General features: G+C 71.2%; 17 protein-coding genes. 1 reads left to right on the forward strand and 16 read right to left on the reverse strand.

Going from position 1 to position 21,725, the window contains the following annotated elements:
* Positions 1-149: 149 nt before the first annotated feature.
* The 6 genes from IE275_RS09490 to IE275_RS09515 form a co-directional block, all read right to left on the reverse strand.
* Positions 150-1,775, reverse strand: a complete 1,626-nt coding sequence (locus tag IE275_RS09490) for a beta-N-acetylhexosaminidase (RefSeq protein WP_189709692.1) — start codon at positions 1,773-1,775, stop codon at positions 150-152.
* Position 1,776: 1 nt separating this feature from the next.
* Positions 1,777-2,622, reverse strand: a complete 846-nt coding sequence (locus IE275_RS09495; RefSeq protein WP_189709694.1) for a carbohydrate ABC transporter permease — start codon at positions 2,620-2,622, stop codon at positions 1,777-1,779.
* Entirely contained in the window at positions 2,619-3,536 is a 918-nt protein-coding gene (locus tag IE275_RS09500; RefSeq protein WP_189709696.1) for a carbohydrate ABC transporter permease, read from the reverse strand. The genes IE275_RS09495 and IE275_RS09500 overlap by 4 nt, the downstream gene beginning before the upstream one ends.
* The gene (locus tag IE275_RS09505) at positions 3,533-4,828 is read right to left on the reverse strand and encodes an extracellular solute-binding protein (protein WP_189709698.1); all 1,296 of its coding nucleotides are present in this window, start codon (positions 4,826-4,828) and stop codon (positions 3,533-3,535) included. Before IE275_RS09505 ends, IE275_RS09500 begins: the two co-directional genes overlap by 4 nt.
* A 254-nt stretch (positions 4,829-5,082) precedes the next feature.
* Positions 5,083-5,373: a DUF3039 domain-containing protein gene (locus IE275_RS09510; RefSeq protein ID WP_189709700.1), complete on the reverse strand. Its 291-nt coding sequence runs from the start codon at positions 5,371-5,373 to the stop codon at positions 5,083-5,085.
* 29 nt (positions 5,374-5,402) lie between these two features.
* A complete protein-coding gene (locus IE275_RS09515; protein WP_189709702.1) occupies positions 5,403-5,975 on the reverse strand; it encodes a YqgE/AlgH family protein in 573 nt (190 codons plus the stop codon).
* Between the two features lie 314 nt (positions 5,976-6,289).
* Here IE275_RS09515 and murA point away from each other — a divergent pair, with 314 nt between their 5' ends.
* On the forward strand, positions 6,290-7,630 hold the full coding sequence (gene murA / locus IE275_RS09520) for a UDP-N-acetylglucosamine 1-carboxyvinyltransferase (protein WP_189709704.1): 1,341 nt from the start codon (positions 6,290-6,292) through the stop codon (positions 7,628-7,630).
* A 154-nt stretch (positions 7,631-7,784) separates the two neighbouring features.
* Here murA and IE275_RS09525 read toward each other — a convergent pair whose 3' ends face one another.
* The 10 genes from IE275_RS09525 to IE275_RS09570 form a co-directional block, all read right to left on the reverse strand.
* Positions 7,785-8,066: an HU family DNA-binding protein gene (locus tag IE275_RS09525; RefSeq protein WP_004000874.1), complete on the reverse strand. Its 282-nt coding sequence runs from the start codon at positions 8,064-8,066 to the stop codon at positions 7,785-7,787.
* Positions 8,067-8,358: 292 nt separating this feature from the next.
* Positions 8,359-9,777 carry an NAD-dependent malic enzyme gene (locus tag IE275_RS09530; protein WP_189709706.1) on the reverse strand — a complete coding sequence of 473 codons (1,419 nt, stop codon included), beginning with the start codon at positions 9,775-9,777 and terminating at the stop codon, positions 8,359-8,361.
* A gap of 343 nt (positions 9,778-10,120) precedes the next feature.
* On the reverse strand, positions 10,121-12,475 hold the full coding sequence (locus IE275_RS09535; protein WP_189709708.1) for a HelD family protein: 2,355 nt from the start codon (positions 12,473-12,475) through the stop codon (positions 10,121-10,123).
* A gap of 106 nt (positions 12,476-12,581) precedes the next feature.
* The gene (locus IE275_RS09540; protein WP_189709710.1) at positions 12,582-13,370 is read right to left on the reverse strand and encodes an anti-sigma factor family protein; all 789 of its coding nucleotides are present in this window, start codon (positions 13,368-13,370) and stop codon (positions 12,582-12,584) included.
* 50 nt (positions 13,371-13,420) lie between these two features.
* Positions 13,421-13,942 carry a sigma-70 family RNA polymerase sigma factor gene (locus IE275_RS09545; protein ID WP_010039908.1) on the reverse strand — a complete coding sequence of 174 codons (522 nt, stop codon included), beginning with the start codon at positions 13,940-13,942 and terminating at the stop codon, positions 13,421-13,423.
* Between the two features lie 316 nt (positions 13,943-14,258).
* Entirely contained in the window at positions 14,259-14,879 is a 621-nt protein-coding gene (locus tag IE275_RS09550) for a CGNR zinc finger domain-containing protein (protein WP_189709712.1), read from the reverse strand.
* 80 nt (positions 14,880-14,959) lie between these two features.
* The gene (locus IE275_RS09555) at positions 14,960-16,135 is read right to left on the reverse strand and encodes a uroporphyrinogen-III synthase (RefSeq protein WP_189709714.1); all 1,176 of its coding nucleotides are present in this window, start codon (positions 16,133-16,135) and stop codon (positions 14,960-14,962) included.
* Between the two features lie 106 nt (positions 16,136-16,241).
* On the reverse strand, positions 16,242-17,645 hold the full coding sequence (locus IE275_RS09560) for a nitrate/nitrite transporter (protein WP_189709716.1): 1,404 nt from the start codon (positions 17,643-17,645) through the stop codon (positions 16,242-16,244).
* Positions 17,646-17,892: 247 nt separating this feature from the next.
* A complete protein-coding gene (locus IE275_RS09565; protein ID WP_189709719.1) occupies positions 17,893-19,170 on the reverse strand; it encodes an acyltransferase family protein in 1,278 nt (425 codons plus the stop codon).
* Entirely contained in the window at positions 19,167-21,317 is a 2,151-nt protein-coding gene (locus tag IE275_RS09570; protein ID WP_189709721.1) for a bifunctional polysaccharide deacetylase/glycosyltransferase family 2 protein, read from the reverse strand. Before IE275_RS09570 ends, IE275_RS09565 begins: the two co-directional genes overlap by 4 nt.
* Positions 21,318-21,725: the final 408 nt, after the last annotated feature.

Consider the following 21,725-nt stretch of genomic DNA (forward strand, 5'->3'; position numbering starts at 1 on the left):
CACATCTTCGCAACACCCGAACGCGGGGGTCCGCTAGGAGGCATTCGCCCACCTCACCGAGCAGATGGTCCGTTTTCGTACGGCATATCCGGTGTGAGCGAATTGCCACTCTTCGGTGACCTTGCCGGGGGTCTTTCCCCGACGGGCGGCTACCGGTTCGGGGGCGTGCCGTCGATCGGGCGCCCGAGGACACCGGGCCGCCGCTGCCAGGGGCGGGGCCCCTGCGGCGGCCGGTAGGCGACGCCCATCGCGTCGAGCCGCCCGTAGTGCGCCGCCATCCGCCGCTCGAAGTCGGCGAAGTCCCGCTCCCCGGGGGCGGGCAGCGCACTCCAGGCGACCTCGGCGAAGGCGGCGAGCCGGGGGAAGGCCTGATAGTCCACGCGCGCGGTGTCCTCCATCACCTCGGTCCACAGGTTGGCCTGCGTCCCGAGGACGTGCGCCGCCTCGTCCGGGGTGAGTTCCGAGGGAACGGGCTCGAACCGGTAGACGTCCTCCAGGGTGCGGACGTACCCGATGGGCACGGGCTCGTCCGGGCCGCCGTCCTGCCGGTGGTCCAGGTACACGTGCTGCTCGGGGCACATGACGACGTCGTGTCCCGCGCGCGCGGCGGCCGTCCCGCCCGCGTAGCCGCGCCAGGACGACACGGCCGCGCCGTCCGCGAGCCCGCCCTCCAGGATCTCGTCCCAGCCGATGAGCCGGCGCCCGCGCGCCCGGAGCCAGGTGTCGAAGTGGCGGACGAACCACGACTGGAGTTCGTCCTCGTCGGCGAGACCGAGTTCCTCGATACGGGCCTGCGCGGCCGGTGACCGCCGCCACTGGTCCTTGGGGCATTCGTCGCCGCCGATGTGAATGAACTCCGACGGGAAGAGGCCGAGGACTTCCTCGAACACGTCCTCGTAGAAGCGCAGGGTGTTGTCGGTGGGGGCGAGCACGTGGGGATTGATGCCCCAGCTGTCCCACACGGAGAGCGCGGTGGTGTCGACGACGTCGGTGTTGCCGAGTTCCGGATACGCGGCGATCGCGGCCTGCGAGTGGCCCGGTACGTCGATTTCGGGGACGACGGTGATATGCCGCTCGGCGGCGTACGCCACGATCTCCCGGATGTCGTCCTGGGTGTAGTAGCCACCGTGCGGCCGGTCGTCCCACAGCGGCGAGTCGCGATGGCCGAATTTCGTGCGGGCCCGCCAGGCGCCGACCTCGGTCAGCCGCGGATGGCGCCGGATCTCGATCCGCCAGCCCTGGTCGTCCGTCAGATGGAAGTGGAAGACGTTCAGTTTGTGGGCGGCCATCAGGTCCAGGTAGCGCAGGACGCCTTCCTTGGGCATGAAGTGCCGGGCCACGTCGAGCATGAGGCCGCGCCAGCCGAAGCGGGGCGCGTCCTGGATCGTGAGGTGCGGCACGGCCCAGGTCCGGTCGCGGCCGAGCGGGGCCCTGCGGTGGGCGTCGGGGCCGAGAAGCTGGCGGAGGGTCTGGGCGCCCCAGAAGACTCCGGCCGCGCCGCCGCCCTCGACGAGGACGCCGTCCGGGCCGCTGACGAGGCGGTACTCCTCGGGGCCGAGCCCGGGGGCCAGCCGGAGCCCGATGCCGTCGCCCTCGATGTCGTCGAGTGCGCGCGCCTCGCGCAGGGGCAGGCCGGCCGCCTGCCACAGGACGGTGCGCAGCCAGTGGCCGACGCCCTCGGTCGCGGTGCCGGCGTGGAGCCGGGAGTGCGCGGTCAGCCGCACCTCGCCGGTTCCGGCGACGACGGCGCGGGGCGCCGGAATCAGTTCGGTCACGTCAGTCCTTTACCGCGCCGCCCAGTCCGGAGACCAGACGGCGCTGAACGAGTACGAAGAACACCAGCACCGGAATCGTCATCAGCGTGGAGCCCGCCATCACGCCGCCCCAGTCCGGGTCGTCCGGTTTGAAGAACACCAGGAGGGCCATCGGCAGGGTCGACTGCGAAGTGTCGCTGATGATGAAGGACTTGGCGAAGAGGAAGTCGTTCCAGGCGGAGATGAAGGAAAACACACTGGTGGCCACCAGGCCGGGCAGGACGAGCGGGAAAAGGATCTGCCACAGAAAGCGGGTACGGCTCGCCCCGTCGAGGTACGCGGCCTCCTCCAGGGCCTCCGGAACGGCTTTCACGAACCCCCGCAGCATCCAGATCGCGAAGGGCAGCGAGAAGGCGATGTGGGGCAGGATCAGGGACCCCAGGGTGTTCAACTGACCGAAGTCCCGCATGAGGAAGAACAAGGGGATCGTCAGCGCCTCGACGGGCACCGTCTGGGCCACCAGGAACATGATCAGCAGGGTGGTCCGGAAGCGGAACCGGAATCGTGTCACGGCGGTCGCGGCGAGAAACGCGATCAGCCCGGAGGCGATCACCACGACGCCCGCGACGACAAGACTGTTGAGGAAGTAACGGCCGAATTCCTGCTGCCCGAACACCCGCCGGAAGGAATCCAGGGAAGGCGCGAGGGTCCACGGCCGCGGCTCGCCGGACTCGATCTCCCCGGCCGGCCGGAAGGCGCCCAGCACCATCCAGTACAGGGGGAATGCGACGACGGCCGCGGTCAGCAGCGCGCAGGCCTCGGCGGCGAGCCGCCACGGACGGGCCGGCAGGCCCCGCGGAAGGTTCACAGTTCCTCCCCCTGGCGGCGCAGCAGCCGCAGGTACACCAGCGTGACGGCGAGCAGCAGCACCAGCATCACGACACCGATCGCCGAGCCGAGGCCGTACTGCGAGGACGCGAACGCCTGCTGGTAGGCATAGACGTTCAGGACGAGGTTCTGGCCGGCGATGCCGCCGCCGCCCGTCATGACGTAGATCTGGGTGAAGACCTTGAAGTCCCAGATGACGGACTGGATGGTGACGACGGTCAGGATCGGCCGCAGCATCGGCGCGAGCACGGACCGCCAGATCCGCCACTGCGAGGCGCCGTCCAGCGAGGCCGCCTCCAGCACCTCCGTCGGCACGGCACGGATTCCGGCGTAGACGGTGACCATCACGAACGGGAAGGAGCACCAGACGACTTCGAGGAGGACGAGGAGGAAGGCGCTGTAGCGGCCGTAGGTCCAGGAGTGGTCGCCCAGGCCCAGGATCCGGTTCACCGGGCCGAAGTCGGGGTCGAACAGGAACAGCCAGACCGTGGAGCCGGTGACGGCCGGGGTGGCCCAGGCGCCCAGCGCGGCGAGCATCAGGGTGAGCCTGGGCACCGCGCGCACCCGGGTGAGCAGCACGGCGAGCGCGCAGCCCACGGCGAGCGTGGAGACGACACAGGCCGCCGCGAAGACGACGGTCGCCAGCAGCACCCGCCAGAACTGGTCGTCGCCGAAGACGTCGGCGTAGTTCCCCAGTCCGCGGAAGACGGTCGGCTGCCCACCGCTGACCTGGGCCTGGGTGTACCGGAACAGGGAGATGAGCCCGAGCTGGTAGACGGGGTAGGCGAGCAGCGCCCCGAGGACGACGAGGGCGGGGGCGAGGTACAGCCAGGGGACCGTCCCGTCCCGTGCCCCGCGTCTGCCCGGGGGGCGCGGGGAGGTCGTCGGCGTCACCCGGCGGAGCCGAACGCGTCGTTCATCTTCTTCGCGGCGTCCGTCGAGGCCGCCGTGACGCTCTTCCGGCCGCTGATGACCTCCTGGAGCATGGTGGGCAGGACCAGCTGGGAGTCGATCTGGGACCAGGCGGGCGAGGCGGGCACGAACTCGGTGCCGGCGGCCAGCGTCTGCACGAAGGGCTTCACGAAGGGCTCCTTCGCGGCGGCCCGGTCGCGGACGTCGGTGAAGGTCGGCAGGAAGCCCATCGCGTCGAAGAGCGAGGCCTGGGTCTTCTTCGAGGCCAGCGCCTTCATCAGTTCGACGGCCAGGGTGCGGTGCGAGGTGCTCTTCAGGACGCCGATGTTGTTGCCGCCGGCGAAGGCCGGGGCGATCGAGCCGGCCGTCACGCCGGGCAGCGGGACGACGGCGTACTTGCCCTTCACGGCCCCGGCCTCGACGGCGGTGTGGCTGAAGTCGCCGCCGATCGCCATGCCCGCCTTGCCGGCCGCGAAGGCGGTGACGGTGTCGTTGCCGCCCATGCCCGCGCACTTGGCGGGGGGACAGTTGTCGGCGGAGAAGAGGGACGTGTACTGCTCGATGCCCTTGCGGGCGGCCGCGCTGTCGATGCCGGAGGTGTACGAGCCGTCCTTGCCGGCGGCGAGTTCCCCGCCGTTGGCCCAGACGAAGGGCATCGCGCCGTACGTGTAGGCGCCGCCGACGACCAGGCCGTAGAGGCCGGGCTCGGCGGCGCGGATCGTGCGGGCGGTCGTCGCCAGTTCGGCCAGGGTCGTCGGGACGGCGAGGCCGAGTTCCTCGAAGACGTCCGTGCGGTAGTAGAGGGCGCGGACGCCGACGTAGAAGGGGGCGCCGTAGACCTTGCCGTCGACGGTGACCGACGTGCGGGCGGTGGGGTCGGTGTCCTTGGCCTCGGGCCAGGCGCCGAACGCGTCGGTGACGTCGAGGAGTCCGCCGTCGTGGACGTGGCCGGCGGTGTCGGTGTTGCCGTACTCCATCAGGTCGGGGGCGGACTTCGGGTCGTTGAAGGCGGCCTTGACGCGCTGGGCGCGGGTGTCGATCGGGATGTACTCGACGTCGACCTTCGTGCCCTTGTGGGCTTTGGCGAAGGCGGTGACGACGGAGTCGACGACCTTTTCCTTCGGGGTGTTGCCGACTTCCTGGAAGAGCCAGACGCGCAGGGTGCCGCTCTGGTCGTCGGTGTCGGAGGCGGAGTTGGAGGAGGTCTGGGGGGTGCAGGCGGTGGCGACCAGGGCGGCGGCCGCGAGCGCGGCCAGACGGACGGGGAGCTTCATGGAACGACCCTCCATGCGTTGCAACATATGCAATGGCTGTTTTGCTCTGCACAACACATCGGAGGCTAGGGACTGCATGAACACGTCGACAAGAGGTCTCAACCACTCTGTGACCACGTGGCGCACCCCGTGCAACGCCAGAAGACGCCAAAGGCCCCCGAGGCGCGTCAAAACGCACCTCGGGGGCCTCGGAGCCGCACACGGGAACCTCAGAGCCTCACTCGGGAACCCGGAGCCTCAGCAGGTCCGCACGGCTACTGCTTGCCGCCGCCCTTGCCCTTGTCGTCCCCGCCGCCCGCGCCCATCGACTCGAAGATCTCCTTGCACATCGGGCACACGGGATACTTCTTCGGGTCGCGGCCGGGCACCCACACCTTGCCGCACAGCGCCACGACGGGGGTCCCGTCGAGGGCGCTCGCCATGATCTTGTCCTTCTGGACGTAGTGCGCGAAGCGCTCGTGGTCACCGTCGCCGTGCGACACCTGCGGCGTCGGCTCTACGAGGGTCCCCGTACCGGTGCCGCGCTCGGGCTCAAGAGTGCTCATGGGCCCAAGGGTACTGAAGCTCACCCGGATCAGTTGAGCGACGGGTCGTCCGGATACGTGGCCACCATCGCCAGCTCGCTGCGCTGGCGGCGCAGCACCTCGCGCCAGAGTCTCTCCGGGCACGGCGAGGAGACGTCACCGGGCTCGGACTCCACCACGTACCAGGCGCCCTCGACCAGTTCGTCCTCCAGCTGGCCGGGGCCCCAGCCGGCGTACCCGGCGAAGATCCTCAGCGAGCCCAGCGCGGAGGCGAGCAGCTCCGGCGGGGCCTCCAGGTCGACGAGGCCGATCGCCCCGTGCACCCGGCGCCAGCCGAGCGGACCACGGTCCCCGGAGGCGTCGCCGGGGATGACGGCGACCCCGAGCGCGGAGTCGAGGGACACCGGGCCGCCCTGGAAGACGACACCGGGTTCCCCGGTGAGGCCGGCCCAGCCCTCCAGGATGTCGCCGACGCCCACCGGAGTGGGCCGGTTGAGGACGACACCGAGGGAGCCCTCCTCGTCGTGGTCGAGAAGGAGCACCACCGCGCGGTCGAAGTTCGGGTCCGCCAGGGCGGGCGTTGCCACGAGCAGCCGTCCTGTGAGCGAGGACACCTCGGTCATGCCAGACATGATCCCCCATCTTCCCGCGGAGTGGGGAGGCAATGCGGGGACGCGGGTGAGGGCGGTCGAAGCACGGGGGCGGCCCGCAGGGCCTCGTACAGGGCGGTTGCGGGAGACGGACGGGCGCACGGATGCGGTCCGGGCGCACGAACGCGAAGGGCCCGTCGCGGTGACCCCTTGTACCCGCCGCGGAACCGTTCGTGTTGTGACACAGCTATGACCTCCCTGGGGGGTCCTCGGGCTTACGGGAGGGGGGTCGGCGGCGATTACTCTGTCTCCTCTGGCCCTGCCCCACTCGATGGAACGCGAGATACATGACCGTCAACGACGATGTCCTGCTTGTCCACGGCGGAACCCCGCTGGTGGGCGAGATCCGTGTCCGCGGTGCGAAGAACCTCGTACCGAAGGCCATGGTCGCCGCACTGCTGGGCAGTGAGCCGAGTCGGCTGCGCAACGTTCCGGACATCCGTGACGTGCGGGTCGTACGCGGGCTGCTGCAACTGCACGGGGTGACGGTCCGTCCGGGCGAGGAACCCGGTGAGCTGGTGCTCGACCCCACCTACGTGGAGAGCGCCAACGTCGCCGACATCGATGCCCACGCGGGCTCGAGCCGGATCCCGATCCTGTTCTGCGGCCCGCTGCTGCACCGCCTCGGCCACGCGTTCATCCCGGGCCTGGGCGGCTGCGACATCGGCGGCCGGCCCATCGACTTCCACTTCGACGTGCTGCGGCAGTTCGGCGCGAAGATCGAGAAGCGGGACGACGGCCAGTACCTGGAGGCCCCGCAGCGGCTGCGCGGCACCAAGATCCGGCTGCCGTACCCGTCCGTGGGCGCGACGGAGCAGGTCCTGCTGACGGCCGTCCTGGCGGAGGGCGTCACCGAACTCTCGAACGCGGCCGTGGAGCCGGAGATCGAGGACCTCATCTGCGTGCTGCAGAAGATGGGTGCCATCATCGCGATGGACACCGACCGCACGATCCGCATCACCGGCGTCGACACCCTCGGCGGCTACAACCACGCCGCCCTGTCGGACCGTCTGGAGGCCGCCTCCTGGGCGTCCGCGGCGCTGGCGACCGAGGGCAACATCTACGTCCGCGGCGCCCAGCAGCGCTCGATGATGACGTTCCTGAACACCTACCGGAAGGTGGGCGGTGCCTTCGAGATCGACGACGAGGGCATCCGCTTCTGGCACCCCGGCGGCCAGCTGAAGTCCATCGCGCTGGAGACGGACGTGCACCCCGGCTTCCAGACCGACTGGCAGCAGCCGCTCGTGGTCGCCCTGACCCAGGCCACGGGCCTGTCGATCATCCACGAGACGGTCTACGAGTCCCGGCTGGGCTTCACCTCGGCGCTGAACCAGATGGGCGCCCACATCCAGCTGTACCGCGAGTGCCTGGGCGGCTCGAACTGCCGCTTCGGCCAGCGCAACTTCCTGCACTCCGCGGTCGTCTCCGGCCCCACCAAGCTCCAGGGCGCCGATCTGGTCATCCCCGACCTCCGCGGCGGCTTCTCGTACCTGATCGCCGCCCTCGCGGCCCAGGGCACGTCCCGCGTGCACGGCATCGACCTGATCAACCGCGGCTACGAGAACTTCATGGAGAAGCTCGTGGAACTGGGCGCGAAGGTGGAACTGCCGGGCAAGGCGCTCGGCTAGCGGCCGTACGGACGCCGAAGGGGCGGCACCCGGATACGGGTGCCGCCCCTTCGGCGTTCAATGCGGCGCCCTCAGGGGCGCGGGGAACTGCGCGACCAGCCACAACGGGCCCGCAGCCGCCCACAGCGCCGAACCATGACGGCGAACAGGCGCCTTACTTACCCTTGGCCGCTTCCTTGAGCTTCGAGCCCGCGGAGACCTTCACGCTGTAGCCGGCCGGAATCTGGATCGGGTCACCGGTCTGCGGGTTGCGCGCGGTGCGAGCGGCACGGTGGGTGCGCTCGAAGGTCAGGAAGCCGGGGATGGTGACCTTCTCGTCGCCCTTGGAGACGATGTCGCCGACGACCTCGGCGAACGCGGCCAGCACGGCGTCGGCGTCCTTGCGGGTCACCTCGGCGCGGTCGGCCAGCGCGGCCACCAGCTCACTGCGGTTCATGTTGTTACTCCCGTGTTCTTCTTGCCGTTGCGGCGTGCCACGCGGCGGAGCCGCATGTTGGGCACAGCGAAGTCGTTGTGCTCGCGCCCAGGGACGCATCCTGCCCCTACCTGCGGCGCGAAAGCCAATCCGGCACCCGCAGGAGTCGTGAGAACACCCTTGGGAGTCACACGAAGAGCGGCTGAGGCTGGCCGTCACGATAGGGCGCGCCACCGACACGCGGTCCGGCGACGCGCCGGAGCGGGGACCGTGGTGATCCTCACAGTCCCCGCAAGGGGTACGAGGCCCGTGGTTACGGGGCCGAGGCGCCCGCGGCCCTGGCCGCGTCGCGCACCGCGCCGGCCACCGCGCCCGCGACCTTGTCGTTGAAGACGCTCGGGATGATGTAGTTCGCGTTCAGCTCGTCGTCGCTCACGACGTCGGCGAGGGCCTTGGCGGCGGCGAGCATCATCTCGGTGTTGACGGTGCGGGACTGGGCGTCCAGCAGGCCGCGGAAGACGCCCGGGAAGACCAGCACGTTGTTGATCTGGTTCGGGAAGTCGGAGCGGCCGGTGGCCACGACGGCGGCCGTCCGGCGGGCGACCGCCGGGTCGACCTCGGGGTCCGGGTTCGCGAGCGCGAACACGATGGCGCCCTCGGCCATGGCGGCCACGTCGTTGCCGTCCAGGACGTTCGGGGCGGAGACGCCGATGAAGACGTCGGCGCCGACGACGGCCTCCTTGAGGGTGCCGGTGAGGCCCTCGTGGTTGGTGTTGTCGGCGATCCAGCGCAGCGGGGAGTCGGCGGAGGCGTCCACCAGGTCCTCGCGGCCGGCGTGCACGACACCGTGGATGTCGGCGACGACGGCGCTCTTCACCCCGGCCGCGAGCAGCAGCTTGAGGATGGCGGTACCGGCCGCGCCGGCGCCGGACATGACGACCCGGATGTTCTCGATCGCCTTGCCGGCCACCCGCAACGCGTTGGTGAGGGCGGCGAGGACCACGATCGCGGTGCCGTGCTGGTCGTCGTGGAAGACGGGGATGTCGAGGGCCTCGCGCAGCCGGGCCTCGATCTCGAAGCAGCGGGGGGCGGAGATGTCCTCGAGGTTGATGCCGGCGAAGCCGGGGGCGATCGCCTTGACGATCTCGACGATCGCGTCGGTGTCCTGGGTGTCCAGGCACAGCGGCCAGGCGTCGATGCCGGCGAACCGCTTGAAGAGGGCCGCCTTGCCCTCCATGACGGGCAGCGCGGCCTTGGGGCCGATGTTGCCCAGGCCCAGCACGGCGGAGCCGTCCGTCACGACCGCAACGGAGTTGCGCTTGATGGTGAGGCGGCGGGCGTCCTCGGGGTTCTCGGCGATCGCCATGCAGACGCGGGCCACACCCGGCGTGTAGATCATGGAGAGATCGTCACGGTTGCGGATGGGGTGCTTGGACTGCATCTCGATCTTGCCGCCGAGGTGCATCAGGAACGTACGGTCGGAGACCTTGCCGAGGGTGACGCCCTCGATCTCGCGCAGCTGCTGGACGATCTCGTCGGCGTGCGCGGTCGAGGTGGCCGCGATGGTGACGTCGATCCGGAGCTTCTCGTGACCGGAGGCAGTGACGTCGAGGCCGGTGACCGAGCCTCCGTGGGACTCGACGGCCGTGGTGAGCTGGGAGACCGCGGTTCCGCTGGCGGGCACCTCCAGCCGGACCGTCATCGAGTAGGAGACGCTGGGCGCCGTTGCCATGGCCGACTTCCTCTGCACTGCTGGTGGCGGGTTTGCCGTCAGATCGTCGCACCTACTGACCAGTACGTGGTAGCCGCACCGAATTGCGATCGTTGTGTTCTCATGAAAAGAGGCCCACGTCACATCGGACGTGGGCCTCTCTCACGTTCATGACACCGACCCGCCATGCTCGCCTCGCGGCAAGTGGTCGCTCGTAGCGACGAAGGTTGGGCCCGGGGGCTTGGATCGAGCCGGTGTCACACCCAGGCTAACAAACGGATCGCCCCGCACCATTCCCCCGCGGGGAGTTCACAGGAAACGATCCGCCGGACGCGTCGCCGCTCCCTCCCCGCACCGTCCCCGATCAGTCCCTGAGCAGGTCCGGCACCCCGTGCGCGTCCGGTTCGTCCCGCTCGCCCGACACGACCGTGAGCTGCTGGGTGGCCCGGGTCAGGGCGACGTACAGCACGCGCAGGCCGGCCGGGGACTCGTCCGCGATCTCCGCCGGGGAGACGACGACCGTGGCGTCGTACTCCAGGCCCTTGGCCTCCAGGCTGCCCAGGGCCACCACGCGGTCGCCCAGCCCGGTGAGCCAGCGGCGGGCCTCCTCGCGGCGCTGCATGGCGACGACGACACCGACGGTGCCGTCGACCCGGTCCAGCAGCCGTTCGGCCTCCGCGCGGACGGTGACCGCGAGGGACTCCTCCACCGCCTTGAAGCGCGGTACGACGCCCGTGGAGCGGACCGCCGACGGGGACTCGGCGCCGGGCATGGCCAGAGCCAGCACCTTGGCCGCGAGATCGGCGATCTCGGCCGGGTTGCGGTAGTTCACGGTCAGCTGGAAGCGGCGGCGCGGGCGGCTGCCGAGCGCCTCGTCGCGGGCCTCGGCGGCCTCGTCGGGGTCGGACCAGGAGGACTGGGCGGGGTCGCCGACGACCGTCCAGGTGGCGTGCCGGCCGCGGCGGCCGACCATGCGCCACTGCATCGGCGTGAGGTCCTGGGCCTCGTCGACGATGACGTGCGCGTACTCGACGCGCTCCTGGGCGAGCCGTTCGGCGCGCTCGCGCTGCGACTCCTCGCGCGTCGGCATCAGCTCCTCCAGGCCGGTGAGCTGGTCCAGCGGGTCGAGTTCGCGCCGCTTGCGCGGGCGGGCCGGGGCGCCGAGCACCGCCTGGAGCTCGTCGAGCATGGCGATGTCGTGCACCGACCAGCCGTCCCGCTTCAGCGAGCGGGCGACTCTGCGGACCTCGCCGGGGTTGAGGATCCGGCGGGCCCAGCGGCCGAGCCGGCGCTCGTCGGCCATCGCCGCGAGGACGCCCCTCGGCGTCAGCTCGGGCCACCAGGCGTCGAGGAAGGCGAGGAAGGAGTCCTCGCCCAGGACGTCCTCGTCGAAGGAGGAGCGCAGCTCGGCGGCCAGCTCGGGGTCGCTGTGCCGGCCCGCCGCGCCGGAGCGCTCCCACAGGGCGTCCAGGAGCAGCTTGCGGGCGCGCGGGCGCAGCAGGTTGACCGGGGCGGTGCCGCTGAGGGCGGACTGCCGGATGCGGTCGAGGTCGGCGGCCTCCAGCTCCAGACGCCGGCCGAAGGCGACGACACGCAGCCGGGTGGGCGTGCCCGAGGGCGCGGGGGCCTCGTCGGGCTCGCCGAGCGTCAGCTGCGCCGGGGCCCGGCCGCCGCTCTCCAGCGCCCCCCGCGCGGCCTTGCGCAGCACCTTCAGCATCCGGTACGAGCCCTTGGCCCGGGCCACCGCCGGGGAGTCGTACAGGGTGGCCTCGACGCCGTCGACGAGGGAGCCGATGGCCCGGATCGCGACCTGGCCCTCCTCGCCGAGGGAGGGCAGCACGCCCTCGGTGTACGCCACCAGCAGCGGCGTCGGCGAGACGATCAGGATGCCGCCCGCGTACCGGCGCCGGTCCTGGTAGAGGAGGTAGGCCGCGCGGTGCAGCGCGACGGCGGTCTTGCCGGTGCCGGGGCCGCCCTCGACGTAGGTCACGGAGGCGGCGGGGGCGCGGATGACGAGGTCCTGCTCGGCCTGGATGGAGGCGACGATGTCCCGCATGGTGTGCGAGCGGGCCTGGCCGAGGGCGGCCATGAGCGCGCCGTCGCCGATCACGGGCAGTTCGTCGCCGGCCAGGAAGGCCCGCAGCTCAGGACGCATCAGGTCGTCCTCGACCCCGAGGACGCGGCGGCCCTTGGAGCGGATCACCCGGCGGCGGACGACGCGGCCGGGGTCGACCGGGGTGGACCGGTAGAAGGGGGCCGCCGCCGGTGCCCGCCAGTCGATCACCAGCGGGGAGTAGTCCTGGTCGAGGACGCCGATGCGGCCGATGTGGAGGGTCTCGGCGATGTCGGCGGTGCTGTCCTCGCGGACGGCGCCCTCGGCGGGTTCCACGGCGGTGTAGGCGCCGTCGGGGCCCTTCTTGCCGTCCTTGCCGAGGAGCAGATCGATCCGCCCGAAAAGGAAGTCCTCGAACTCGTTGTTGAGCCGGTTGAGGTGGACGCCGGCCCGGAAGACCTGGGCGTCCCGCTCGGCGAGGGCGCCGGGCGTACCGACCTGACCTCGTTTGGCCGCGTCGTTCATCAGGAACTCGGCCTCGTGGATCTTCTCCTCGAGTCGCCGGTACACCCGGTCGAGATGTTCCTGTTCGACGCCGATCTCGCGATCCCGGACCGAGTCCGGTGCGGCGTCGACCGCGGTTTCCTGCTGAGCCTGTGCGGCCACCGGGCCCCCTTCTGACGTGCTGGGCAGCCGTCAACCGTACGCGAAGGGGACCCCTGGAGGCTACGGACGGGCGCTCCGGGTCGCCCCGGAGCGCCGTCTCACTCGATCAGACGCCGACCTCGACGAGCTTCTTGCCGTCGAAGGTCATGACCTCGAAGTGGTCGATCTCGTTGGTCTCGAAGGCCGCGCCGCCCATGACGTAGAGCGGATTCTTGGCCTGTTCCGTCTTGGCGTTGGGGATGCCGTAGCCCCACTCCGGGACCGCCCAGGAGGAGACCGTCTCGCGCTTGCCGTCCTTGCCGACGGCGATCAGCGAGCACTTCTCCGGGCCGGTGACGTTCTTCAGTTCGACGCCGACCTCGGTGCCCCAGCCCTTCTCGCCCATGGCGACGGTCGCCGAGACCTTGGTGGAGGCGTCGGTCGCGGAGACCTTGTTCGGCAGGGCGTCGAAGGCGGACTTCGTGGTGACGGTGGCGGACTTGGTGGAGCCCGCCTGGACCCCCGTGCTCCCGCTGTCGCCGCCGGTCGCGGCCAGCACGGTCAGGGGACCGCCGACGATCAGCGCGGCCGCTGCCGCGACCAGGAAGAAGGAGCGGCGGCGCTTCTGGGCGCGGCGCTCCGACACCTCGTCGACGAGCTTGTCCACGAGCCGTGGGCTGGGCCGGGCGGACAGGGACTCGCCGATCGCCGGGGTTCCGGTGCCCGGCAGGTCCGCGAGGGCCGCCAGCATCGGTTCCATCCCGGCCAGCTCGTCGAGCTGCTGCGCGCACCACTCGCATCCGGCGAGGTGGGCCTCGAAGGCGGTCGCCTCGGCGTCGTCGAGGATGCCGAGGGCGTAGGCGCCCACGGTCTCGTGCTCGCTCGGGCTCGGAGATCCCTGCGTAGATCCCTGCATGGGGCCAGACATACCCGCACCACCTGCTCCGAACCCCCCGTAAATGCTCATCACGCCGTCACCCCCCGCTCCTCCAGAGCCAGCTTCATCGACCGCAGGGCATAGAACACCCGAGAACGGACGGTGCCACTGGGAATGCCCAGCGTCTCGGCCGCCTCGTTGACGGTACGCCCCTTGAAGTACGTCTCGACGAGCACCTCCCGGTGGGCCGGGGTCAGGTCGTCGAGCGCATCGGACAGCGTCATCAGCCACAGCGCCTTGTCGATCTCGTCCTCCGCAGGAATGACCTCCAGCGGCGACGGGTCGACCTCCTGCGGCCGGGCCTGCCGGCTGCGGTGGCCGTCGATGACGATGCGGCGAGCGACCGTCACCAGCCAGGGGCGTACCGATCCGGTCGCTCGATTGAGCTGGCCGGCGTTCTTCCAGGCACGGATGAGTGTCTCCTGCACGACGTCCTCAGCACGCTGCCGGTCACCGGCAACCAGGCGCAGGACATACGCAAGAAGGGGTCCGGCATGCTCCCGATACAGAGCACGCATCAGCTCCTCGTCAGGTTCCGAGGGCTGGGACATGCGATGTCGGGCCCTCGATCCACGTTCATTGGCCACGGCCGCATCCTTGCGCACGCCCACCTCCGGTGTCCGGGGGTTCCCCCAGTCAGTCGCTCGCTGACGGGTACGGACGGGGGGCGTGGAGCGTTCAAACCGAGCAGACAGTTTTCTTTCGAGTGTCATGACGAGGGGGACATGGCGGCACATTCCCACCGCCTTTTCTTTACATTTCCGCCACACGGGCGAGTTCGCGCTGACTGCCCGGCTGGTGACGCGAGCAAACGGAATGTTGTCGAAATCACTTCGACTCTTCTTCGACGAAATTCCTGGCGAGTCATCAGAGAAGGCGCATACCGGGCAGTTGAGCGCGGGCGAGCGCGGCACGCCGACGGTGTCGCGCGACCCTCTCCCGGTTCCCGCAGACCTCACTGGAACACCAGCGCCGGCGCCGCCCGCGGGAGGTGTCGACGTACACGATCGGGCAGTTGTCGCCCTCGCACTCCCGCAGCCCCGCCCGGGCGGCCGGATCGGTGAGCAGCTCCACCGCGTCCCGGGCGACCGCGGCGAGCAGCGCGGCGCACTGCGGCGGCCCGTCCAACTCGCGTACGAGAGTGCCGCTCTCGCCCCGGACGGCCCGCGGGACGGGCGGCGCGACCCGGGCGGCCTCGTTCACCCGGGCGAGGGCGGCGTCGTACGGGCCGGTGTCGGTGCGGGCGAGCCAGTCGTGCACCAAGCGGTCGATGTCGCCCCGCAGTTCACGGAAGGCGGCCGGCCAGCCGGTGTCGGCGTGCACCAGCGCCGTGCTCGGCGGCACGAGTCCGGCACCGGTGATCCAGGCGCGCAACGGGCCGACGGCGTCGAGGTGTTCGTAGGGGTGGCTGGTCGCGAGGAGGTCGAGACAGCTGCGCCCCGAGTCGAACCGCAGCTCGTAGGGGACCGTGACCGTACCCAGTGCCATGCGCCACCGCCTAGGCGTTCCTCTGGAGAACCGTTCCCCTCACAGTGCCAGCGCAGCCGCAGGACAACCAGACCACCCGCTCACGCGTCCGCGTACTTCGCGTCGGCCGCCGGGTCCAGGGCCAGCCGGTACCCCCGCTTCACCACCGTCTGGATCAGCTTCGGCGCCCCCAGAGCCGTCCGCAGCCGGGCCATCGCCGTCTCGACGGCGTGCTCGTCACGCCCCGCGCCCGGCAGCGCACGCAGCAGATCCGCCCGCGGCACCACCCACCCCGGCCGCCGCGACAGCGCCCGCAGCAACGACATCCCGGCCGGCGGCACCGGCCGCAGACAGCCGTCCACCAGCACCGCGTGCCCGCGGATCTCCATCCGGTGCCCCGCGACCGGCAGGGCCCGGGCCCGCCCCGGCAGTTCCTGGCACAGCAGCTGGACCAGCGGTCCGAGCCGGAAGCGCTCCGGCTGGACGGTGTCCACGCCCCGCGCCTGGAGCGGCAGGGCGGTGACCGGTCCGACACAGGCCGGCACCACGTCGTGCTGGAGCGCGGTGAGCAGTTCGGGCAGCAGCCCGCGCTCCTCCGCCCGGTTGAGCAGCGACGCGGCGGCGGGCGCGCTGGTGAAGGTGACCGCGTCGAGACCGCGCGAGACGGCGGCGTCGAGCAGCCGGTCCAGCGGCGAGATGTCCTCGGGCGGCATCCACCGGTACACCGGCACGCCCACGACCTCCGCGCCCGCGGCCCGCAGCGACTCCACGAACCCGGGCAGTGGCTCACCGTGCAGCTGGACGGCGACCCGGCGTCCGTCGACGCCCTCCTCCAGGAGGCGGTCGAGCACCTCGGCCATGGACTCCGACGACGGCGACCAGTCCTCCGTCAGCCCCGCGGCCCGGACCGAGCCCTTGACCTTGGGGCCGCGGGCGAGCAGCTCGACCTCGCCGAGCCGGGCGAGCAGGGCCTCGCCCAGACCCCAGCCGTCGGCGGCCTCGATCCAGCCCCGGAAGCCGATCGCGGTCGTGGCCACGACGACGTCCGGTGCCTGGTCGATCAGGCCCTTGGTCGCGGCGAGCAGTTCACCGTCGTCGGCGAGCGGCACGATCCGCAGGGCGGGCGCGTGCAGCACCGCCGCCCCGCGCCGCTGGAGCAGCGCGCCGAGCTCCTCGGCCCGGCGCGCTGCCGTCACCCCCACGGTGAACCCGGCGAGGGGCCCGTGTTCGACGGCGGCACGTGGTCCGGCGTCCGTTCGCTGCTGTTCGTCGTACATAGGCACTCGTCCCGCGCTCGAGTCGTCTTGCATGGCCCTACATGCCGAACGAGCCTGTCAACGGCTCGTGACAGGCTCGGTTCGGCTTCATGTCGCCAGTGTTACGTCACACCTCGGCGTAGCTGAGCTGCGGCTTCGACTCGGAGGCCGAGCTGGCGGCGGTCACCCGGCCCACCGGGCGCCGAAGGTATACGGCCCAGGTGACCGCGAAGCACAGACCGTAGAAGGCGAGGAAGGCGACGAACGCGCCCGTCCCGGAACCGTAGGAGATGAAGGACTGGCGGAAGGCGAGGTTGATGGCGACGCCGCCGAGCGCGCCGACCGCGCCGATGAGCCCCATGGAGGCGCCGGAGAGCCGTCGCCCGTAGGCGGCCGCCTCCTCGCCCTCCAGACCGCGGGCGACGGCCTTCGCCTGGAAGATGCCCGGGATCATCTTGTACGTCGACCCGTTGCCGAGGCCGCTGAGCACGAACAGCACCACGAACACGCCGACGAACAGGCCCAGCGACTTCTGCATGCTGGCGAAGACCAGGATGCCGGTGGCGGCGGCCATGCCGACGTAGTTGTAGAGGGTGATGCGGGCGCCGCCGTACTTGTCGGCGAGCCAGCCGCCCACCGGGCGGATCAGCGAGCCGAGCAGCGGGCCGATGAAGGTGAGGTAGGCCGCCTGGAGCGGGGTACGGCCGAACTGGACCTGGAGCACCTGGCCGAAGGCGAAGGCGTAGCCGATGAACGACCCGAAGGTCCCGATGTAGAGGAAGGCCATGATCCAGGTGTGGGCGTCCTTGGCGGCGTCCTTGGCCGCGCCGGTGTCGTTCTTCACGGACGCGAGGTTGTCCATGAAGAGCGCGGCGAGGATCGCGGCGATCACGATCAGCGGGATGTAGATCCCGAGCAGCACGCGCGGCCCGCCGCTCGCCCCGATGACGGCGAGGGCGATCAGCTGGATGACCGGCACCCCGATGTTGCCGCCGCCCGCGTTGAGCCCGAGTGCCCACCCCTTCTTCCGCAGGGGGAAGAAGGCGTTGATGTTGGTCATGGAGGAGGCGAAGTTGCCGCCGCCGATGCCCGCGATCAGGCCGACGAGGAGGAAGGTGTTGAACGAGGTCCCCGGCTCCATCACCGTGAACGCGGCGATGGTGGGGACCAGCAGCAGGCCGGCGGAGACGATCGTCCAGTTCCGGCCGCCGAAGATCGCGACGGCGAAGGTGTACGGCACCCGGACGACCGCCCCGACCAGCGTCACCATCGACGTCAGCAGGAACTTGTCGGCCGGGGTGAGGCCGTACTCCGGGCCCATGAAGAGCACCAGCACGGACCACATCGTCCAGATCGAGAAGCCGATGTGCTCGGAGAGGACGGAGAAGACGAGGTTCCGGCGGGCGATCTTCTCGCCCTTCTCGTTCCAGAAGGTCTCGTTCTCGGGGTCCCACTCCTCGATCCAGCGGCTCCCCCGCTTCTGGGCGGTCGGGGCGGTCGGGGGTGCGGGGGCTGTACCAGGGGCTGTCATGACGCCTCCACGTGCTCCGGGCTCGGGTGGTTCGCGGTGATGAGCGGTGATGAGTCCCGAAGGTAGGGAGGACGCGTTTCCGCGCTGTGCCTGTGGGTGACCGGAAGGGAACGTTGCTCTCACCTCCGGCGGAGGCGGGGTGAGAGGTTCCGGGCACGGGTGGGCGGGCCGTCCGGCCCCGGCCCGGAGCGGGGCCGGGGTTCCCCGGGTCCGGCCGGGCCCGGTGGGCCGGGGCTCCGTGGGCCGGTCAGGCGCGGTGGCTTCCGGCCCTGCCGTCCGGCCAGAGGCGGGGCCTGCGGCGGGCCGCCAGGTCCTCCACCCAGCCGAAGCAGACGACACAGAGCGCGGTGAGGAGCCAGACGAACGGCAGCTGCGGCCAGGGGCTCTCCAGCAGCCAGGGGGTGGTCCGCTCCAGCCAGCCGATGCTCCACAGGTGGTCCCAGAGGGCTTCGGCCACCCCGATGCACACGTTGTGCCACAGGTAGATCGTCACGGCCCGGGAGTTGAGGAGCGTGATCAGCCGGTCCCAGCGGCGCAGCGGGCGCGGCCAGCCGGCCCAGGACGGGCTGAGGTGCAGAAGGAGCAGGACCGCCGCGAAGGACCACAGCGACTGGGCGAACGGCATGTCGTCCAGGTCGTGGCCCGCCCTGAGGTCGTCGGAGAGGGCGTACCAGAGGCCGATTCCGGCCACCACCGGCGCCAGCGACGGCACCACGTACCGGGGCAGCCGGCGCAGCACGCCCTGCTGGTGCGCCATGCCCAGCAGCCAGCACGCGCCGAACGCGCCGAGGTCGCTGAGAGCGGCCTCCAGCCGCCAGCCGGGCACCGACAGCGCACCGGACTCCAGGACGGCCGACAGCGCGATCGGCGCCAGCACGGTCGGCCAGGGCGCGGCCCGCAGGGCGCGCAGCAGGAGCGGGGAGAGAAGGACGAACCACAGGTAGGCGCGGAGGTACCAGAGCGGTACGCCCATGGCGACGGCCCAGTCGTCGGTGATCAGCCCGTGCACACCGGACAGTGACTCGCCGTACGGCGGGTCGCTGACGGGCAGGACCCAGTAGGCGAGGTGGAGCCACCACCAGCCCGGGGAGGCGTCGTCGTCGGGGCCCCAGCCCGCCAGCACCATGCCGCCCACTCCGACCGCGCCGAGCAGCCAGAGCGGCGGCAGCAGCCGGCGCAGCCGGCCCCGTACGACCGTCAGGGCCGGGCGTCCGGCCAGGGAGCGGGCCATGAGGTTGCCGGCCAGCGCGAACATCACGCCCATCGAGGGGAAGACGACGGGCAGCCAGGCCCACCCCATCAGGTGGTAGAGGACGACCCGGAAGAGGGCGACGGCCCGCAGGAGGTCGAAGTAGCGGTCGCGGCCGCCCTTCGGGGCGGAGGGGGCGTCCGGGGCCTTCGTCCCGCCGCCGCTGCCGGGGCCGGGCGGCGGGACGTCCGGGGTCAGGACGTCCGGCGACGGAGCATCGGGGGAAGAGACGCCCTGCGACGGGACGCCGGGGGAGCGGATCTCGCTGTTCGTCATGCCGCACCGCCGTCCACGGCCGCCGCCCGGCCGGCCTCGGCCGGGGCGGCCTCCCCGGGCGGTGCCGCCACCTGCCCCTTCCTGCGCAGCTTCTGCCAGCGCAGCCGGCCGCCGGTGAGCGCGGTGATCCAGGACTGGAGCAGGACGACGTACATCAGCTGGCGGTAGAGGAGCTGCTGGAGCGGGAGGGAGACGAGCGGGGTGAGGCGTTCACGGTCCAGTACGAAGGCGTAGGCCGCGCAGCCCGCCTGGATGGCGAGGACGCCGAACCAGGCCGCGATGGTCCTGCCGGTCGGCCCGAAGAGCAGACCGTAGACGAGGAACAGGTCGATGAGGGGAGCGAGCAGCGGGGCGACGACCATGAAGAGGGAGACGAGGGGCAGTCCGACGCGGCCGAACCGGCCGGACGGGCCGCGTTCGACGACCGCCCGGCGGTGCTTCCAGATCGCCTGCATGGTGCCGTAGCACCAGCGGTAGCGCTGGGACCACAGCTGCTGGACGGACTCGGGGGCCTCGGTCCAGGCGCGGGCCTTCTCGGCGTAGACGACCTTCCAGCCGTCCCGGTGGAGGGCCATGGTGATGTCGGTGTCCTCGGCGAGGGTGTCGTCGCTCATGCCGCCGACCCGGTTCAGCGCGGTGCGCCGGAAGGCGCCGACGGCGCCCGGGATGGTGGGCATGCAGCGCAGGACGTCGTACATCCGGCGGTCGAGGTTGAAGCCCATCACGTACTCGATGTGCTGCCAGGCGCCGATGAGGGTGTCCTTGTTGCCGACCTTGGCGTTGCCGGCGACGGCGCCGACGCGCGGGTCCGCGAAGGGCTGGACGAGTTCGCCGACGGTGGACGGCTCGAAGACCGTGTCGCCGTCCATCATCACGATGATGTCGTGCCGGGCGTTGGCGATGCCCCGGTTGAGGGCGGCGGGCTTGCCCGCGTTGAGCTGGCGGACGACGCGTACTCCGGGCAGGTTCAGGTCTTCGACGATCCGGGCGGTGCCGTCGCTGGAGCCGTCGTCGATGACGAGGATGTCGACCGGGTGCTCGCTCCTGATCAGCGAACGCACGGTGTTCTCGATGCACTTGGCCTCGTTGTACGCGGGCACGAGCACCGACACGGGTTCGGTGACCGGCGCGTGGGGACCCCAGACGAAGCCGCTGCGGCGGGTACGGCGGGTGTGCATCGCCGACAGCAGCAGCATCAGCCCGAAGCGGGCGAAGACGAGGAAGCCGATGGCGGCGAGGCCGACGACGAGGACACCGGTGATGTCGTCCGACGCGGCGACCAGGAACACCCAGGCCTTGCCCTTCCACAGTTCGAGGCCGGTGACGGCGGTGTGCGCGCTCGGGGCCTTCAGGGCGCCGGTGAGGTGGTCGAACCGGTAGCCCTCGGCCTGGAGTTCGGGCAGGTAGGTGTCGAGCGCCCGGACCGTCTGGCTGCGGTCGCCGCCGGAGTCGTGCATGAGGACGACGGCGCCCTTGCCCTTCTCCGGAGTGGAGTTGGCGATGATCTCCCGTACGCCGGGCCGGCGCCAGTCCTCGCTGTCGGCGGTGGTGAGGACGGTGAGGTAGCCGCGGGCGCCGACGTACTGCGTGACCGGCCAGGACGCGTTGTCGAGGGCGTCGGCGCTGGAGGAGTACGGCGGGCGGAAGAGGGACGTCCGGATGCCGGCCGCGCCGGCCAGGGCCAGCTGGTTCTGGGTCAGCTCCCAGTCGATGCGCTTCTTGGACTGGTAGGAGAGGTCGGGGTGGTTGAAGGTGTGCAGCCCGATCTCGTGGCCCTCGTCCACCATCCGCTTCACCAGGTCCGGGTAGCGGGAGGCCATGGTGCCGGTGATGAAGAAGACGGCGTGCGCGTGGTGCTTCTTCAGGACGTCGAGGACCTCCGGGGTCCACTTCGGGTCGGGGCCGTCGTCGAAGGTGAGCACGATCCGGTGGTCCGGCACGTCGAGGCTGGTGGCCCCGCCGCCCCGGGTGTCGACGACCGGGCCGCCGTCGAGGATCTTCTGCGGCACCGTGTCGGCGGCGGCCTCGGGGCGGATGCGGTAGTCGGCGAGGATCTCGCTGTGCACATAGCCGCGCAGCATCAGCATCGCCATCATCGCGAGCAGGACGACCAGCGGCAGCAGATGCCTGAGCCGCAGCGGGATCATCCGCCGCCCCCGGGCCTGCCGCGACGCCGACCGCCGCCCGGAACGCCGCCGCCGGCCCCCGCCCACGTCACCTCCCCCCGCGGAACCGGAAGGGATCGGAGAGGGAGGAGAAGAGGAGGTGGGGGCGGGCGCGGACGGCGCGGAACGCGCGGGCTGCCCGACGGCGGCCCGTCGGGCCGAGCGTCGACTGGTACGTGGTGCCATCGGTGGACGTACTCCGGGGACGAGGATCAGGCGGCGGACAACCGGCCGCGCGGATCCGGCGGCGTGCGGGAAGAGCGACGGGGGCCGGTCGGGACCGGCCGCGAAGAGGCGGTGGAGAGCGGTACTGAGGCAGTACGAGGGCGGTGCGAAGGCAGTACGAAGGCGGTGCGAGGGCAGTACAAGGGCGGTGCGAAGGCGGTACGA

The organism is Streptomyces phaeofaciens (genome assembly GCF_014648915.1).
Lineage (GTDB): Bacteria > Actinomycetota > Actinomycetes > Streptomycetales > Streptomycetaceae > Streptomyces > Streptomyces phaeofaciens.

Bases quoted from the DNA above. Each gene is read 5' to 3' on its own strand.
- IE275_RS09505 (WP_189709698.1), bottom strand. From the start codon at position 4,828: ATGAAGCTCCCCGTCCGTCTGGCCGCGCTCGCGGCCGCCGCCCTGGTC.
- IE275_RS09510 (WP_189709700.1), bottom strand. From the start codon at position 5,373: ATGAGCACTCTTGAGCCCGAGCGCGGCACCGGTACGGGGACCCTCGTA.
- IE275_RS09515 (WP_189709702.1), bottom strand. From the start codon at position 5,975: ATGACCGAGGTGTCCTCGCTCACAGGACGGCTGCTCGTGGCAACGCCC.
- murA (WP_189709704.1), top strand. From the start codon at position 6,290: ATGACCGTCAACGACGATGTCCTGCTTGTCCACGGCGGAACCCCGCTG.
- IE275_RS09525 (WP_004000874.1), bottom strand. From the start codon at position 8,066: ATGAACCGCAGTGAGCTGGTGGCCGCGCTGGCCGACCGCGCCGAGGTG.
- IE275_RS09530 (WP_189709706.1), bottom strand. From the start codon at position 9,777: ATGGCAACGGCGCCCAGCGTCTCCTACTCGATGACGGTCCGGCTGGAG.
- IE275_RS09540 (WP_189709710.1), bottom strand. From the start codon at position 13,370: ATGCAGGGATCTACGCAGGGATCTCCGAGCCCGAGCGAGCACGAGACC.
- IE275_RS09545 (WP_010039908.1), bottom strand. From the start codon at position 13,942: ATGTCCCAGCCCTCGGAACCTGACGAGGAGCTGATGCGTGCTCTGTAT.
- IE275_RS09550 (WP_189709712.1), bottom strand. From the start codon at position 14,879: ATGGCACTGGGTACGGTCACGGTCCCCTACGAGCTGCGGTTCGACTCG.
- IE275_RS09555 (WP_189709714.1), bottom strand. From the start codon at position 16,135: ATGTACGACGAACAGCAGCGAACGGACGCCGGACCACGTGCCGCCGTC.
- IE275_RS09560 (WP_189709716.1), bottom strand. From the start codon at position 17,645: ATGACAGCCCCTGGTACAGCCCCCGCACCCCCGACCGCCCCGACCGCC.
- IE275_RS09565 (WP_189709719.1), bottom strand. From the start codon at position 19,170: ATGACGAACAGCGAGATCCGCTCCCCCGGCGTCCCGTCGCAGGGCGTC.
- IE275_RS09570 (WP_189709721.1), bottom strand. From the start codon at position 21,317: ATGATCCCGCTGCGGCTCAGGCATCTGCTGCCGCTGGTCGTCCTGCTC.